This window comes from Vibrio sp. NC2 (assembly GCF_025195005.1).
Taxonomy (GTDB): domain Bacteria; phylum Pseudomonadota; class Gammaproteobacteria; order Enterobacterales; family Vibrionaceae; genus Vibrio; species Vibrio splendidus.
The window spans coordinates 267,938-284,436 of record NZ_JANVFC010000003.1 but is presented as its reverse complement, the minus strand read 5'-3'; the positions used below and the strand labels follow the sequence as shown (position 1 = coordinate 284,436).

The 16,499-nt window shown below is 44.5% G+C and carries 13 protein-coding genes; 5 read left to right on the top strand and 8 right to left on the bottom strand.

Features of this window, described 5'->3' with window-relative positions; genetic code table 11:
- Nucleotides 1–78: 78 nt before the first annotated feature.
- Nucleotides 79–948: a GyrI-like domain-containing protein gene (locus tag NX845_RS06675; protein WP_017085035.1), complete on the bottom strand. Its 870-nt coding sequence runs from the start codon at nt 946–948 to the stop codon at nt 79–81.
- Nucleotides 949–1,063: 115 nt separating this feature from the next.
- Between NX845_RS06675 and NX845_RS06670 the strand changes: the two genes are divergently transcribed.
- The 4 genes from NX845_RS06670 to NX845_RS06655 all read left to right on the top strand — a co-directional run bounded on the left by NX845_RS06670 (nt 1,064) and on the right by NX845_RS06655 (nt 4,549).
- Nucleotides 1,064–2,212: a PLP-dependent aminotransferase family protein gene (locus NX845_RS06670; protein ID WP_260256680.1), complete on the top strand. Its 1,149-nt coding sequence runs from the start codon at nt 1,064–1,066 to the stop codon at nt 2,210–2,212.
- A 312-nt stretch (nt 2,213–2,524) separates the two neighbouring features.
- Complete coding sequence (locus tag NX845_RS06665; RefSeq protein ID WP_017085031.1) at nt 2,525–3,514, top strand: rhodanese-related sulfurtransferase; 990 nt, start codon at nt 2,525–2,527, stop codon at nt 3,512–3,514.
- A 156-nt stretch (nt 3,515–3,670) separates the two neighbouring features.
- The gene (locus tag NX845_RS06660; protein WP_010432560.1) at nt 3,671–3,928 is read left to right on the top strand and encodes a YdcH family protein; all 258 of its coding nucleotides are present in this window, start codon (nt 3,671–3,673) and stop codon (nt 3,926–3,928) included.
- Between the two features lie 96 nt (nt 3,929–4,024).
- Nucleotides 4,025–4,549 (top strand): N-acetyltransferase, encoded by a 525-nt coding sequence (locus tag NX845_RS06655; protein WP_065681016.1) that lies wholly within the window; start codon nt 4,025–4,027, stop codon nt 4,547–4,549.
- Between the two features lie 44 nt (nt 4,550–4,593).
- Here the strand turns inward: NX845_RS06655 and NX845_RS06650 are convergent, their stop codons facing one another.
- The 7 genes from NX845_RS06650 to NX845_RS06620 form a co-directional block, all read right to left on the bottom strand.
- Complete coding sequence (locus NX845_RS06650) at nt 4,594–7,509, bottom strand: alkaline phosphatase family protein (RefSeq protein WP_065681015.1); 2,916 nt, start codon at nt 7,507–7,509, stop codon at nt 4,594–4,596.
- A gap of 202 nt (nt 7,510–7,711) precedes the next feature.
- Nucleotides 7,712–8,917 (bottom strand): mannose-6-phosphate isomerase, class I, encoded by a 1,206-nt coding sequence (manA, locus tag NX845_RS06645; RefSeq protein WP_102489218.1) that lies wholly within the window; start codon nt 8,915–8,917, stop codon nt 7,712–7,714.
- A 266-nt stretch (nt 8,918–9,183) separates the two neighbouring features.
- Nucleotides 9,184–10,524, bottom strand: a complete 1,341-nt coding sequence (locus NX845_RS06640) for an MFS transporter (protein ID WP_065681013.1) — start codon at nt 10,522–10,524, stop codon at nt 9,184–9,186.
- A gap of 8 nt (nt 10,525–10,532) precedes the next feature.
- Nucleotides 10,533–12,029: a signal transduction histidine-protein kinase/phosphatase UhpB gene (uhpB, locus tag NX845_RS06635; protein ID WP_032555425.1), complete on the bottom strand. Its 1,497-nt coding sequence runs from the start codon at nt 12,027–12,029 to the stop codon at nt 10,533–10,535.
- Nucleotides 12,029–12,637: a transcriptional regulator UhpA gene (gene uhpA / locus NX845_RS06630; RefSeq protein WP_004732761.1), complete on the bottom strand. Its 609-nt coding sequence runs from the start codon at nt 12,635–12,637 to the stop codon at nt 12,029–12,031. The genes uhpB and uhpA overlap by 1 nt, the downstream gene beginning before the upstream one ends.
- Before the next feature lie 147 nt (nt 12,638–12,784).
- Entirely contained in the window at nt 12,785–14,179 is a 1,395-nt protein-coding gene (gene uhpT, locus NX845_RS06625; protein WP_065681012.1) for a hexose-6-phosphate:phosphate antiporter, read from the bottom strand.
- 402 nt (nt 14,180–14,581) lie between these two features.
- Nucleotides 14,582–14,920, bottom strand: a complete 339-nt coding sequence (locus NX845_RS06620) for a DUF1840 domain-containing protein (RefSeq protein WP_017089996.1) — start codon at nt 14,918–14,920, stop codon at nt 14,582–14,584.
- A gap of 369 nt (nt 14,921–15,289) precedes the next feature.
- On the opposite strand from NX845_RS06620, the gene NX845_RS06615 reads away from it, so the two are divergent.
- Complete coding sequence (locus tag NX845_RS06615) at nt 15,290–16,480, top strand: GGDEF domain-containing protein (RefSeq protein ID WP_050546407.1); 1,191 nt, start codon at nt 15,290–15,292, stop codon at nt 16,478–16,480.
- Nucleotides 16,481–16,499: the final 19 nt, after the last annotated feature.

Here is a 16,499-nt window from a genome sequence, read left to right as displayed (position 1 = left end):
CAAATGAGTAAAGCCACGCTCGGAAAAAAGCAACAAAACCAATTACCGAGCCAATTCATTAGTTAGCCTGATAAAGGCTCAGTAAAAACTCACAGGGAGGTAGAAATCAAGCTCAAACACTTCATCACTATTGAGAAAATGGTTCCGATGATAATGCACATACGCAGGAGTCGAACGCTGTTTGAAACCAGAAGCCGGCAACCATTTTTCCAATACCATACTGATCTGTGGTAGCAGCTCACCATAACGACCATTAAGTCGAAACACGGCATGCAAACCGCCTGGAATCACCATCTGGTTCACGACACTTCGATACTTGATCGGCTCATCTATCGCGATGCACGCTACATAACGACACTGATCCATTTCAACCCAAGCGGGGTTAGAGTGATGCAAGCCGAACTGACTCGAAAAATCACGCTGTTCAGAGTTCGCCCATGCTTTCAATATCAACCACGCATTACGAATGGATCGGTTATAGCCAGTATGTCGAACATAAGCTGCCATTCGGTCTGATACTTCAACAATTTTAGGTTCAGGCAACTCCCGCTGCGACACATTCAAATAGCCTGCCGCCACTTCGGGATCTTTCAGGTAAGGTTTTTCTGCAATCTGTAAATCATGCTTACGCCATTCTCCGGGCGACATATTAAAAGTCGCTTTAAATGCTCGGCTAAACGAAGACACAGAGCTAAAGCCACATTTATGGGCGATCTCAACCACAGACGAGCTGGTATCGAACATTAATTGATTGGCCGCGTACTCCATTCGAGTGCGTCGAATGTATTGATGCAACGACTCCCCAACCACACTTTTGAACGTGCGATGAAAATGTTGCTCTGAATACGCAGCAATCTCAGAGAGCGCTTTTGCTGACAAAGGCTGACTGATGTCTTGGTGAATATGGAACAAAACATCATTGATTCGGGATATATGTTGTCGTGACATCGTTCAAATAGCATAAATGGACATGTTTAAGAGCATAAACGGACACGCCAGTTTTTACAATTGCCGTGTAATATCAAGCGATAGAATAAAAACGATAAACGACGAGACACAACACATGGAAATCGCACAGTCATTACAACAGATTCAATCTTCATACATTCGAGAGATCCTCGCAGCCGCAAGCGATCCAAATGTTATTTCGTTGGCCGGTGGTTTACCCGATGCGAAAACATTCCCTATCGATTTAATGAAGCCTACGCTAGAAAACCTAGCGAACATGCCTGAAGTTTTCCAATACGGTTCGACCGCAGGTTATGGCCCGTTGCTTGATCACCTAACACAAAGCTACCAATTGCCAGAATCTCACACGGCAATGATCTGTACAGGTTCTCAGCAAGGTTTGGATTTGATTGCGCGTGCGTATGTTGACCCGGGTGATGTAGCTGTGATGGAAGCGCCAAGCTACTTAGGTGCGATGCAGGTGTTTGGCCTAGTTCAAGCAAACATCGCTACCGTGTCTCAAACTGAATTTGGCCCGAACCTAGATGAACTGGAAACATGCTTTGCCGAGCAAGCGCCAAAAATGTTCTATGCCGTGCCTGATTTCCACAACCCAACCGGTGTGTGCTGGGCAACAGAAACTCGTCAAAAAGTGGCTGAACTGTGTATCAAATACAATGTGGCATTCATTGAAGATGCACCATACCGAGAGCTACGCTTTACAGGCACTGAGCTGCCAATGGTTTCTTCGTTCTGCCCTGACAACTCTATCGTTCTTCGTTCATTCTCTAAAATTGCATCGCCAGGTTTACGTATTGGCGCGGTAACAGGTAAACGCAGCTACCTTGAGCCACTGATCAAAGTGAAGCAAGGCGCTGACTTACACTCAAGTGTACCCATGCAAGCGCTGCTTGTCGGCCTTCTAAAACATGAAGACTTTGGCGTGCATATGGAAAACATTCGCACGCTATACAAGTCTCGTTATGAGGTTCTGTTTTCAGAGCTAGAAAAACAACTGCCTGCAGATTGTGTGTTAAAAGCCGTAGATGGCGGGATGTTCATTTGGGTAGAAATACCAGAGTGCGATACCTTCGAATTAGCTAAGACTTTGCTATCGAATGGTGTGGCGGTTGTACCAAGCCCAGTATTTTATCCAAAGGCCGATGAAGCAAAAGCCGCACTGCGCCTAAACTTCACTAACGCCAACCCAGAAGAATTAACAGAAGCGGTGAAACGCTTAGCGGAAGTACTGAACCAAGCGTAATCGCTGATCAAGTCAGACAGATTAATACCAAGGCCCTGCTGTATTTTTACAGCAGGGCCTTTTTGGTTTGGGAATACGTGTTGTAATTCGAGCCAGATAAAACGGTTTCATTGCATTTCTTAGTCCATAAACCACACAAACAGAAATGATAAATAGCCCTACTTTTGGTTGGTTTTTGTCCTTCCTTGGCTTGGTTATACTGCGGCGGATTTTAATAAGCCAATATGGGCAAACCTGAGTAAATCAAACTCAGTATGTATCATAAAAGGCAACGCTCTGGATTTACGTTCCAGCTCGCAGAAAGGAAAAACCATGTCTCAATATGTTGTATGTGCTCTGTATAAATTCGTAGCACTTGATGATTACCAAGAAATTCGCCAGCCACTCACTGACGTGTTAGAAGCCAACCAAATCCGCGGTACTTTGCTACTTGCGAGTGAAGGTATCAACGGCACCGTTGCAGGTAAGCGCGAATCTATCGACGCTCTTCTTAAATGGTTCAAACAAGATTCTCGTTTGGCTGATGTTGTTTACAAAGAGTCGTTCAACGAAGAACAACCATTCAACCGTACCAAGGTTAAGCTTAAGAAAGAGATCGTAACCATGGGTGTTGAGGGCATCGACCCACGCCACGTTGTCGGCACTTACGTGAAACCAAACGAATGGAACGCTCTGATTTCTGATCCTGATGTGATTCTGGTTGATACTCGCAACGACTACGAAGTCGATATCGGTACATTCAAAAATGCTGTAAACCCAAACACAGAAACCTTCCGTGAATTCCCTCAATACGTTGAAGACAATCTCGATCCTAAGAAACACAAAAAAGTCGCAATGTTCTGTACTGGCGGTATTCGTTGTGAAAAATCAACGGCCTACATGAAAGAGCAAGGCTTTGATGAGGTTTACCACCTTGAAGGCGGCATTCTTAAGTACCTAGAAGAAGTACCAGAAGAAGAGAGCATGTGGGAAGGCGACTGCTACGTATTTGATGGTCGTGTTGCAGTAAACCACCAGCTAGAGAAGAGCGGCTACGACGTGTGTAACGCCTGTCGCCTGCCAATCACTGACGAAGACAAAGCCTCTGAGCACTTCGAGAAAGGCGTAAGCTGCCCTAAGTGTATTGATAAGCACAGCGACGAGCAGAAAGCCCGTTTCCGCGAACGTGAAAAGCAAGTTCAACTGTCGAATGCTCGTGGCGAAACCCACGTAGGTGGCGAAGCCGCTCACCTTATCGATCAACGTAAGAAAGAAAAGCTAGCACACAAAGAGCAGCAACGTTCTGGTAAGAAAGCGAAGTAGTTTTTAATATTACGAAAATAACAAAGGGCATCAACGAATCCACAAGGGAACGTTAATGCCCTTTTTTGATCCTGTTCTCGCTTTGTGTTTTGAGCCACATTTCTTTCGATAAATTGCTTCTATACTGTTAATAATCCGACTAGAGAGGAAGTGCCAATGCTCAATGAAAACCATGCCTTTATCTTAGATTTCCCAGATCTTAAATTAGACATTGTTCAGCTCAACCACGACGACGAAAAATTCAAAGCAGACATGCAGAAATACCACCAACTCGACTACGACATCCGTCAGCTAGAAATCTCTGGCAGCCCTATCGATGACGACAGCATGCACAACCTCAAAGTTGAACGCATGGCGCTAAAAGACTCGCTACACAAACAGCTCACGCGCCACCACGCACTTAAGATCGTATAGAAAAATCAGGCCAAAACTCTATTTTAAGCCATGCATCACGCATGGCTTTTTGGTTTCATCACATCGCAAATCTAAGCTAATTCGGCGCCTTCAATTATGTTACTGTTTGCTTATTCAAAGGCGTTTGATAAGGAAGCGGACACTGTGGCAAGACAAGAAGAGAATATACAATTCCAGCTCGTTTCAAATCATGAATTCGAAGAACTATTTGCGAGTGTGAAACAAGGTATATTCATACACGTAGATGACGTTTTCGGTTGGGATGATGACTTTCAACGTCAACGACTTTTAAACGATTACCATCCCTCTTGGTTTCATTGGGTATACCGAGGAGAAGAGAGGATTGGACTTGTGTGTTTTAAGCCTTATGACAACGCATACCATATTCATCTGCTGATCATTTCCCCTCAATACCAAGGTCATTCGCTAGGTAAACAAGTCATGTGCCTCATACATAAGAGAGCCACGGAAGAGCGACGTGAGCAAGTCACCTTGTCGAGCTTTAGAAGTAACACTCGCGCCATTAGCTTTTATCGTTCACTTGGCTACCGAGTTGTTGATGAAGGAGATGATGATTTTGTGGGGATGGCTCTCAACCTAGCTAACTCTCAGCCTCGCTAACCATAGAGAAAATACAGATAGCGAGTAGGTAGAGAGCGTTTACGTTAGCGCGCGCTTGAAATATCTAATTTCTCAATCAACGACGGGAAACCCCAACCGTTCTCGCCTTCGACCACAGGTTCTCCGGTCAAATACTCAAACAGCGTTGGCGCTAAAGATCCGTTAGCTTCAATTTTCAGTTGCTGAGACTTATCGCCAATTGGCGCTCCCCAGAATCCGATGAAGGCATCTTTCTCTAAGTAATCCTCACCAGCATGACGCCCCGGTACCTTGGTGTTGTAGCCAATTCCCGCTTTAGGGAACAAGTTAACCGTGCCAGCCCTATCTTCAAGGTAGATATTAGCCAGTTGATTCACTGAATCTGGTCGAGGTGTTGGTTGCGTTAATGAAGTCCACTCAGCACTGCTACACCACGTTGCCACATCCGCCTTAACCGCTCGGTTAATACACTTTTCGACCAATTGAGAATACTGTGAAAAATCAGCTTCGCTTGGTGATGCTAGGTATGGATTTAACCTTTGCGTATTGAGCAAAATCGGCGCTCGGTTGTCTTCCAATGACTCATAGAAAAGCTTGTCACCTTCACGTGTGATCAATTCATCGACCCGTTTTAAATCACGGTTGCCAATCACACGAATAGCGCAACGTTGTTGATCACATGTGCTTTCTCTTACGACCATATAATCAAGACTTTCAGGCAAGCGTTGCGCTATCTGATTAATGATGTCTATGTTCTGACCAGCTGGCGCTGCAATCGGAGACCACTGCGTGAGTTCTTGGTAAACCGGCTGAACCTGCCACCCTTGAGCCGAATTAAAGAAGTCCATCATGAAGTTACCACCGGCAGTCGAGGCGACCACCACATCCAATTCCTTCGAGCTTGGGTAGCTTAGAGCATTGGTGATTTTAGGCCCTTCACCCTCGTCTGAAGATATCTTCTTAACCACAATTGGATACTCTAGCTCTGCTTGTAAGCCTTCAAATACCTGCTTTTCGGGGTTAAGCGCGTAGAACACCGGCGTTAAACCATGATCCCCTGCCATGCCCCATAGCGTTTTATCGTAAACGTCGGCACTGCGGTAGGTCGCTTCAATCTGGCGAATCCAATAGTCCAGTCGGTTAAGCTCTCCAGTCGGCATCAGAATTTCGTCACTAAAAGGACCGGTAAAGTGCGCGAAGTGATCCGGCCATGGGTTATAAACCAAGGTGTAGTCTGGCATCCCTTTTCCATCTAACTCGGCAAACTGAGTGATCGACTGTTTAACCTGAGCTCTCTTTGAAAACTTAGTGAAAAAATCAAAGCCAGATATAGACTGATACGCCTCAATATCTTCAATCAAGGCTTGACGCTTTTCTTGCAAAACCACTTCGACTTCTGAACGTTCTTGAAGCTCTTTAACGCAGCGTTTCTCACCATAATCACGCAGTGACTCACCCAAACCTAGGTTTACCAGCCCGTCGTAAGTCGTGTGAGCATTCCAATCGTATTGGGCGTTGCAGTTCAACGTTTTCAGGTAATCAAGGCGATCAAACATGGTCTGAACCTTGTTGTTTGCCATCAACACATCCAGCTGTAGGGCATCATTACCGAAGAAGTAATACGCTCGGTCGATCTCTCGGTCGACAAAGTGGAAATTAGGGATACCCGTACCACCATCACCAGACACTTTTGCGCCCGTTTTAATGATCGGTAGGTTGCGTACGCTGATCGTCGGAGTAGAAGAGATACCCACTCGGCTTATATTATTTCGATTCTCTTGATAGAGTTTTTTGAAGAACGGAAGATAATTCGGATCACGGTAGGTTTGTTCAGACAGAACCTCCATGAACCTCACCTGCTGTTGATGCTCAGGCTCAATCACCGTTTCTAGCTTAGGTTTGTATTGCGCTCGGTTTTTATGATTTTGGTAAGCAACCGAAATGAAAGGTGAATCTTCATCGACCAAGCCTTCGATCAACCCCTGCTGTAAACCATCGACAGTCACTTGGACCGCAAAACGTTTGTTCTGTTGGGATTCTAAGAACTGAATGAGCGCATCAGGCTGGTCACTGAACGCTTGCTGCATCCAATCATCGAGCGCTTCTGCACGTTCTTCTTTAAACACAAATTGTCGGTAGGCTTTCAGCAAGTTTAAGCGCACAAAATCAATAAGCGTGATGGTAAGAGCTTGTGCTTTGTTATTCGGCTTATCAGCGTTTTCTGGTTTACCATCTTCTGCAATCGCCAACATTGCAGACTTCATGTCGCCGTCATCCATTCCCAATGCCGCTTTACCGATCAAATCAACGATGATCGGTTGAATCTGAGCGATGATCGCTAGATCTCCTGGGCTATTGGTTAAGTATGTGTAATTCGCAGGGAGCGTGTCCATATCCTGCCAAACACCAATTTCGAATAACGCATCGTAGATAACCACCATGTTAGCAATGAACTGTTCATCGATACGAATACCTTCATGATGTCCCGTTGCTTCAGTCGAGGTATCTGGCTCGTGATGCTCTGAGGTTGGTTTATCTCCAACATGATAGAGGCTATGTTCAAAGCCCTTTAGCGCCTGCTTATCATAAACCGTCGACAAGTAAGATTTGAACACATCTTCACTGCCCAAGCCTGAATAGCGGTCGTAATAACTATAGAGAAAATAACCCAGAGGAATTGAGTACGTCGGGTTAGATAACTGAGCAACGACTCTGGCTTTTGTTTTGACATCTAAAGGGAGAGCGAGAATATACGCATCTAATGTAACGCCACCAATGGTGAAAAGAGCTGCATCACGAGTGAGTTTGGCAGAATAACTTAGGCTTGAAAGCACCTCATTTTTCAACACTTCACTGGAGCTAAAAACGCCACCAATGACGGGCGTTGTTGATATATCAGCGGCACTCGGAGCTGACGTAACCGCCAACGATAAGACACTGAATAAACTGGCGTAACTGCGAACGTGAGAATAAGAGCTCATCAAATTTCCTTTAGATCAACACACTTCTATAAATGTGACTTATTGTTTCAGTTTGCATTTATTAGTCAACCTATGAAAACGTTTGTTTTCTGATTCGAAGAGCTCTTATTGTTATGAAATGTTCATTCTTACTAATATCTCTACGACTTTACCGCATACCCAAAGCCCGAAAGCTTTCTAATGTTAGACGACAGCTATTCCCCTAATTAAACGCCCTAGCCACTCGCCCGTTGCTGCTCAATTCATAATGGCCAATATAGGCTGGGATAAATACCGATTGCCCTTTAGTAAGGGTTAAATGCTCACCTTTCTGACTCATTAACGTTAAATCATCGTCTATCGCCATTAAAATTTCAGCACCGCTTGTGATGACTTCTTCTTGATGAGGGCGATGAAAGATATTGAAATCAAAATCACTGACAGGAATATCATAACTATCACATTGACCCAGTTTTGAGGGCGCTAACAACAAGCGTTCGAACGGAATTGGCGTGAATTTTGTGCAGGCGACTAACTCAGCGACATCAATGTGTTTTGGCGTTAAACCGGCTCGGAGCACGTTGTCTGAATTTGCCATAATCTCAAGCCCGGTTCCCTTAATGTAAGCATGCGGAGTGTTCGCATTCAAATACATAGCTTCACCTGGCTTCAGTGTGATCAAGTTAAGCAGAAGAACACAAAACAGACCGATATCGTTCGGATATTGCTGGCTAAGCTCAGTAACCAAAGCAAACTCAGCTTGGTCTTGATGAGATGCTGCGTAAGTCAGAAGTTGCTCTAATGCTCGGTGTTTACGTTGGTCATTCAACGTTAGCAGATCTCGGAAAAATGCTTCTAAGCCTAGAGAATCAAGGTGGTTGCCAAACTCTTCAACCAAATTAGCCAGCTCGCTCGAATCCAACTTTCTGAACAGACCTAATATTTCATCGAATTCTCGAAAGCCATTCATCGCTTGGTATTCAGTGATCGCGTAAACCAATTCAGGTTTGTGGTTCGAGTCTTTGTAATTACGATGCCCTGCGGTCAGAGGAATGCTTGCCTGTTCCTCTCTCGCAAAGCCAATTTCAGCTTGGCGCTTGTTTGGGTGAACCTGAACAGACAACGCTTTTTCTGCAGCCAAGATCTTAAACAAGAACGGCAGCTCACCGAACTCCTGCGCAATATCAATAGATAAATAAGCCGGTTTATTCTTGTTAATCAGCTCAGAGAGAGGCACCAAGTGCTGGTCAAGCTTAACCATTGAGCAACCTTTTGGATGCGCTCCCATCCAAACTTCCGCTTGCGGCTCTTGTGACTCATTCTTAAAGCCAAACAGCTCACGTATCGAAGAAATGCTCCCCCATGCATAATTTTGGATGGTGTTTTCCATTGGGAAAAATGAGTGTTCTGAGAAGTGGCTGAGTGACATGGCGTTTTCCGTAGTGAGCCCTTTGAACACAATTCAGAGAGCTGATTCTAATAACGTAAATAATTAGAAAGACTACAGAGAGCAGCTAGAACCCACATGAGATGAGGTCTTAGACGCAATAGGAAAAATTCTTAGAAACGGGTGAGAACGATGAAAAGCGTGAAAAGAGTCACATTTGAATGCTACGTATAAAAAACGCTGAAGATAGGATAGCTGCACAATAACCAGAGGACCATTAGCAGCTATCTTATTGACGAAGAAGCCCCTTAAAAGCCAGAGCGAGCCTCTGCACTTTTCTGAGGTGATTGAGCTTGTAAGAAAGGCAGTAGCAGTAACCCGATGACCGCAGCACAAGTAGAGATGGTAATGAAGAACCCACTCCAACCGTAGGTTTCTAGAACGAGCGCTAATGGGTAACCAGAAAGTGCTGCACCCATGTAAGCAAACAAGCCAACAAAACCTGTCGCCGCCCCAGCAGAGTCTTTGTGCGAGCATTCTGCCGCCGCCATGCCAATAAGCATTTGAGGACCAAAAACAAAAAAGCCGACACAAAACAGCCCAGCCGCTTGAAACACAAAGTTGGTTAAAGGCATCAACCACAATGCAGAAACTGAAAGAAATATTCCGATGGCAAACAAGATGTTCATTGGACCGCGGTTGCCACCAAACAGCCTATCCGAGCCCCACCCAGCAACAAGTGAACCAACGAAACCGCCAATCTCAAACAGAGACAAGGCAGCGTTGGCGTTTATCAAACTGTAATTGTGTTCTTCGGTTAGGTATAAGTTACCCCAGTCGTTGACCGCCGTTCTTACGATGTAAACCAGCACATAGCTAAAGGCGAGCAACCAAATGTACTTATTGCTAAACACATAGGTTTTCAATATTTCTCGATAGCTTAACCCTTGTCCATGGTTCTCTTGCGCCAACTCTAGATGGTCACTGCGCCACTTCCCTACCGTCGGGAGTCCCATGGTGGTGGGCTTGTCACGTAAGCGCCAGCAAACGATAAGACCGATAAATACACCAATCACACCTGGCCAGATAAACCCAGCTCGCCAACTGAATTGCAGCGTTAGATAACCCACGAGAATAGGAATTAGCGCCCCACCAACGTTGTGTGCTGTATTCCATATAGCCCAGCGAAAGCCTCTTTCGGAGCGAGAATACCAAGTCGTCAATAACTTAGAACACGATGGCCAGCCCCAACCTTGGAACCATGCATTAAGCACCCAAAGCGAGATAAAAGCAGCCAACGAACTAGAAAAACCAAACGCGATATTGATCAAACCTGTCGCGATTAGGCCGAGCCCCATGAAGTAACGCGGGTTCGACCGATCCGATATCGTGCCTGAGATAAACTTAGATAAGCCATAAGAAAGATAAAAGAGCGTGCCAATTAAGCCGATATCGCCTTTGTCCAAACCAAGGTCGGTGATCATGGCTGGCGCGGCATAATTAAAGGTTTTACGAGTGAAGTAAAAACCCGCATAGCCGACATACATTCCTATCATGATGTGGAGGCGCCAGTAGCGATAACTCTGATTGATCTCATCATCAGTTAGAGCATCACTCTTTGACGTTGTCGAGCGCAGAAATCCAAACATATTCGTTCTCACACTTTAGGTAATGTAACGCTGATATTGGTACCCGAAGATGAGCCATTAGCGTTGATTGTCATCTTGCCACCGAGCGCCTGAACACGCTCTTGCATACCACGAACCCCCATTCCTTTGAGAAGGTCCTGCGCTGTAAAACCAACGCCATTGTCTGAGATCCGAAGATAAGCCTGATCATTTAGAATCAGTTCAATTCTGATTTCGCTCGCGTTGGCGTATTTAGAGGCATTGTTTAGAGATTCTTGGCACAGCCTGAAGATAGTGACCTTGAGCGTGTCACTCAAACACGAGTAATCACCTTGCCAATTTAACTGGATATCAACGCCGTGATCCGAAAACTCCATCTCTCGAATAAGCTGTTCCACGGAATCTTTTAGGTCAAGATCGTCCAACATCTTAGGTCTTAGTTTTGTAAGTAGGCGTTTGGTGGTGTCATAAACATTCAAAGACAATGACTCAATCGTCCCCGCACAGCGAACGCTCATCTCAGCCGCATCGACACGTTTAATAATGCTTGCCTGCGTACGAATTGCCGTGATGTTTTGGCCAATTTCATCATGCAGCTCACGCGCAATATCACGACGAACCGACTCTTCAGCTGTTATTAGCTGGCGTGAAAGGTTTTGGTTTCTGGAAAGCTCGCTTCGCAATTTGGAGTTGAGATCTTTCTGCTTTTGAACCGCAAGGCCCAGCAATATACCGGTAATAGTTTGAGCCGATAGAGACAAGAGTAAGTCGGTAATTTCGAGTTTGGACGTTCCGCTATGAGCAGCAATCAGCGCAACACTGTTTAACAGGGTCGCCAGTAAAGCGCCTTGCCATCCGTAACGTACGGCCAGCAAGATAATAGGGATCGCCATACAAAATGGGGCGAAGCGCCTTAGTTCATCAGGCAAGCTGGTTTGTATCAAAATACTGGCCACCAGCAACACACTGTATAAAGCGATGTGACGGATTTTGAACTCTACAACATTATGGATTAAGTAAGAGCTCAGTGGCGCCCACTTATTTTGGAATAGATAGTTCCAGACCAGATAACACATAGGTACCAGCATCAATCCACCCGTGATACTCGCTAACCACACCATGTAAACGGCTGGAACATGAGAACCCACCACGGCAACGTTAATTAATGCGGTAACCATGATTAAGCTCGCCATCACTAACAAGTGACGATTTTGATCACCATAGTAATAACGCTTGGCAAATAGAGTGGCAGGAATACTTAATCCACTGGCGACTAGTATGGTCAGCCATTGGGGTTCATCAAGCAATAACGCTAACGCGATCGCAAGTCCCCACTCTGCAATATAGATAGCAGGCCAATAGTGAGTGCGAGTGTGCAGCGTCATTCCCAATCGAAGTGAGAATGGGAAAAGCAGAATGGCTAACTCAGGGTCATTAATAAAATAGAAGGCAATAACCCATAAACAAAACCATGCACAGCCAGCCATAAAAACCCCACATAGTGAAGTGGCTAGATAGGAGCGCATTAGTACTGATCTTGAGTGAACAATTTAGCTAACTCAACGTTGTTCTTAACATTGAGTTTGTCCATCGCATTGGCACGGTGTACATGCACCGTTTTATGACTAACCCCTAGCTCAACGGCGATAGATTTCACATCGAGCCCTGTTGCCAATAACTGACACACTTCGCTTTCTCGGCGGGTGAGTTGGTTTAAAGAGGCTTTATTCTTCATGGGTGTCGCAAGCTTTATAGCGATATCGGGCGTGAGATAACAGCCACCATTTGCGCTCGTATGTACGGCTTGGATTAACTCATCTGGGCTACAGCGCTTACTGAGGTAGCCTTTAGCTCCTAACTCTAATGACTTCTCAACCATTGCCGGAGAGTCATGTACGCTCAGCATGATACTGGCAATGCCTGATGGAATTTCTTCCAATAAGCTCAAGCCACTTTCATCCTGCATTGAAATATCCAAGATAACGACATCAGGGTGACAACTTGGCAATCCGAGGCGCGCTTCTGCCGCAGAGTTAAATTCACCCACGACCGTAATATCAGTTTCAAGACTGAGTAATTGAGCAAAGCCCGAACGAACAATGACGTGGTCATCAACAAGCGCAACATTAATCATGATATTAACCAGAATTAAGAGTAAGAAAGAAAAATAGCCCCGACAGGAGCTATTTAATATTAAGTTTATTGATAGAGATGATACTGAATCGAACTAGCGATTGGTATGATCTCACGTGCTTTAATCAAATAAAGCACGTGATAATAATTACGCGTTTTGAGCCGCTAGGTGCATCTTCTTCGCGTGACGAATTTTCTTCTCTTCCGCAACCGCAACGAATAGCAATAACACGATACAAATGGCAGCTGACGTATCGAGTGCTGCGAATGTCCCTTTCCAACCCGTTAAGCCAAAAATTGGCGTTCCATCCGCAATCATACCTAGGCCAAGTTTGGCAAAGCTGTCACCAATTAGGTAAGCAAATGTGCCTTTCACGCCGTCAGCAACACTGATTGCTTTCTTAGGTACAAAACCTACCGCAGCAACACCAATCAACAGTTGAGGACCGAACACTAGGAAGCCCAGTACGAATAGTGACGCTAGGTACATGAACTCACTCGTTGCATTTTGGTAGAACTCTAGAGAGACAATAATCAATCCAAGCGATACACAAGCAACTAAAGCACGACGTCCGTTCGCAAGGTCTGATAAATAACCCCACATCAATGTGCCAACCAGAGCACCGACTTCAAACAGAGTGAAACCTGAAATCGCCGTTTCCTTTGATAGACCTAGCTCTTGATACGCGTAAACGGTAGACCATTGATCGATACCGATACGAACAATGTATAAAAAGATATTCGCGAAGCAGAGTAACCAGATCACTTTGTTTTTTAGAATGTATTCAACAAAGATCTCTTTCTTGGTCATTTGATTTTCTTCAGCGATAGTATCTTCTTCGCTAATTTCTTCATCAAACAACTCTTCAACCGTACCTAGGCCGTATGCTTCTGGAGAATCATTACCAAAACGCATGCCAATAAAGCCGACCACAATCGCGATGATAGATGGGAAAACGAACATACCAACAACGTTGCCATCAAATAGGTAATTTGCACCAAACAACGCAACACCAGCAGCACCTGCACCACCCACGTTGTGTGACATGTTCCAAAGACCTAAATATGAACCACGCTTGTTACGAGGCGTCCATTTAGTGATCGTTGAGTAACTTGAAGGGCCACCCGTACTTTGGAAAAAACCACTCAATGCGTAGAAGGCAACCATCATGAATAAGCTAGCGCTGCCGCCACCCATACTGAAGCTGAAGCCCAACATGGCAATACCAGAAAGGACAAGCATGAATGGCAGGAACTGTTTGGTATTTTTACCATCGGCGTAATAGGAAACGACGGTTTTACCAATACCATAAGTAATTGAGAAACCAAGACCGATAAGACCTAGATCCGTCATTGATAACCCATAAGTAGAAATCATGTCGTTTTGCGCGACATTGAAGTTCTTACGGATCAAATACATGGTTAGATAACCAATGAACACGACTAGGTAAGATTGTAGGAAGGGTTTAAACCACATTTTTCTTCTGGTTTCGATCGGAAGATCCAGTGTCGGTTTTCGAACCTGATCTAGGAACTTTAACATTGTGAACTCTCTTATTATTTATGAGGTCTGCACGGCATAATTGCGACCATGCATTCTTTGTTAGTTGACCGTGAAATAATAAGGAGTCTAAAAATCGACCGCATGAGAGAGGGTCTTAGAATAACTAGGAAAAATTCTTAGTTCGGAATTGGGAGTCAAGAAAGCGTGAACAGCATCACTTTGTTTACGGTCTGTTATGTATTGATATTACGATAACAAAAGTTACTCATTTCAAGGCTGATGAACTTTGTAAACGAACAGACACAAGTGAAACACTTCGCCTAAAAAAAGCGCCAGTGTCGATTCATCGCCATCAAACTCCATGGTATACCCGATACTGGCTCAACATTCATTCCTATTAAAATAGATTCGATAGGCTTGTTACGCTTTGCGCGAATCGAACTACAGTCGTTTACCGCTGCCGTCTTGCCACATCACTTCGCATTCATCTTTGATAGCTGCTTTCAATAGTTCGACTAGCGGAAAAGCTCGGCTACCGATATTAACAGGCGCTTCAACAACCTCTTCTTCATTGTCGTCATCCGCATTTTCTTGCTCTACCGGTTTGCTCTGCTCAGCGGCGATCGCAGCACGTAAGTTGTTTAGTGCTTGAGGGACCGCTGAAGCATCAATGGCTCCTGGGATCGCGCCACTATGTCCAAGCATCTTAATGAACTGAAGACCTACCTCACCAAACATCGTGACGCTAGCATGAGCCTTGCAACTAAAGGTAATTAACATAATGAGCCTCTATCAAATTTAGGTATCTATAAACATTTAGCTATCTACAAGCATTTAGCTATCTACAAGCATTTAGCTATATACAAACTATGTTGAGTAAATCATTGGAAAGCAAGTAGATAATAACTAAATCGCTTTTGCCAACTCGAACCTTGATTATCTCACTCTCGGACAAGCTTGCGCCATCAGTGATACACATCACTATTTATTATCGGTTGATTAGTTTTTAATATAAAACCTTGATAACAATCACACTAAATAGCCCTCTAAATCTCCGCGTAGCTTATTATCTAATCTACTATTAACTCCATTATCAAAATCTTTGGCACAAATCACATGAAAAGGCTCGTCGGCAGACACCTAGAAGAAATGGCGGACATACGGTCCACCCGCAAGCAAAAAATTGTCCACTCCTTTTCACTGACTGCCGCTGCGTTATTCATTTTCTACACTTGGGCTTACTTCCAAGGCCAACATTACACACTGTCGGTTTTCGAATTGTGTTTTGCACTGATCGCTATCTCCAATGCATTTTACGTAAGAAAAGTCATTAACCCTGAGTATTCAGAATTGATCCTGAGCGGTGTTTTACTGGTTCAAGGGGTCATCCTATTTTTGTACAGTCACGCCATTCCTGACCGAATTCTTTGGCTCTACCCTATTCTGGCGGCGGTGATTTTTATCAATGACTTCAGAATTGGAATCATCTTTAGCACCTCATTTTGTTTGTTTATCAGCACCTTGATTACGGCAATGCCCAATAACTTTTCTCTGCCATTTAACAGCACACATCGGTTTATTCTTAGCCTGTTTACTATGAGCTTGGTGTGTCACACATCCGCTTATTACTACACAAAAGCCGTCAGTTATATCCAACGCCTTTATAAAGAAGGCATTGAAGATCTGGCCTACAGAGACCAACTTACCGGATTGGCCAACCGTTGGAGCTTTGAGCGCTGGGCTGTAGAAAAGCTTGCGACAGTGGATAGTGAGCGATCACTTACGGCATTAGTCTTCTTAGATATTGATGACTTTAAAGGCATTAACGACAGCTACGGGCACGACGTAGGAGACAGTGTCTTACAGCACTTTGCTAATCGCTTGAGTAACAACATTCGAACCAGAGACAGAAAAAGCCATGAATACGACTATTCGATTGCGCGCTTTGCTGGCGACGAGTTTGTTTTGATGCTCTACGATGTACCAACTCGTAAAGATCTAGACGGTATTTTAGATAGGATTTGTGGGTTATTCGAAAGTGGTTGCCAGACAAACGAGAGAATCAAGGAATTGACGCTCAGTGTTGGGGTGTCTTTGTATCCGCAAGATGCTCAAGAGCTACATGAACTGACGAGATGTGCTGATAAAGCGATGTATGTTGCCAAGCATTCAGGAAAAAACCGATACGCTTATTATCACGACAATCCAGTATCGACATTGATCGAAGAACTACCGACGAACCTAACCTTCTCAGAATCGGATTCATCTGAGCTTGAAGATTGTCTTGAAGCAAAAGTCGAAGGGAACAATGTTACGCTGTTAAAAACGCGTCAACGTTAACCATTAATATCGCTGACGG

What these genes read in the sequence shown, in the direction of transcription:
- NX845_RS06640 (WP_065681013.1), bottom strand. Translation starts at nt 10,524, where the DNA reads ATGTTTGGATTTCTGCGCTCGACAACGTCAAAGAGTGATGCTCTAACT.
- NX845_RS06665 (WP_017085031.1), top strand. Translation starts at nt 2,525, where the DNA reads ATGTCTCAATATGTTGTATGTGCTCTGTATAAATTCGTAGCACTTGAT.
- NX845_RS06670 (WP_260256680.1), top strand. Translation starts at nt 1,064, where the DNA reads ATGGAAATCGCACAGTCATTACAACAGATTCAATCTTCATACATTCGA.
- uhpT (WP_065681012.1), bottom strand. Translation starts at nt 14,179, where the DNA reads ATGTTAAAGTTCCTAGATCAGGTTCGAAAACCGACACTGGATCTTCCG.
- NX845_RS06655 (WP_065681016.1), top strand. Translation starts at nt 4,025, where the DNA reads ATGTTACTGTTTGCTTATTCAAAGGCGTTTGATAAGGAAGCGGACACT.
- NX845_RS06650 (WP_065681015.1), bottom strand. Translation starts at nt 7,509, where the DNA reads ATGAGCTCTTATTCTCACGTTCGCAGTTACGCCAGTTTATTCAGTGTC.
- uhpA (WP_004732761.1), bottom strand. Translation starts at nt 12,637, where the DNA reads ATGATTAATGTTGCGCTTGTTGATGACCACGTCATTGTTCGTTCGGGC.
- manA (WP_102489218.1), bottom strand. Translation starts at nt 8,917, where the DNA reads ATGTCACTCAGCCACTTCTCAGAACACTCATTTTTCCCAATGGAAAAC.
- NX845_RS06660 (WP_010432560.1), top strand. Translation starts at nt 3,671, where the DNA reads ATGCTCAATGAAAACCATGCCTTTATCTTAGATTTCCCAGATCTTAAA.
- NX845_RS06620 (WP_017089996.1), bottom strand. Translation starts at nt 14,920, where the DNA reads ATGTTAATTACCTTTAGTTGCAAGGCTCATGCTAGCGTCACGATGTTT.
- uhpB (WP_032555425.1), bottom strand. Translation starts at nt 12,029, where the DNA reads ATGCGCTCCTATCTAGCCACTTCACTATGTGGGGTTTTTATGGCTGGC.
- NX845_RS06615 (WP_050546407.1), top strand. Translation starts at nt 15,290, where the DNA reads ATGGCGGACATACGGTCCACCCGCAAGCAAAAAATTGTCCACTCCTTT.
- NX845_RS06675 (WP_017085035.1), bottom strand. Translation starts at nt 948, where the DNA reads ATGTCACGACAACATATATCCCGAATCAATGATGTTTTGTTCCATATT.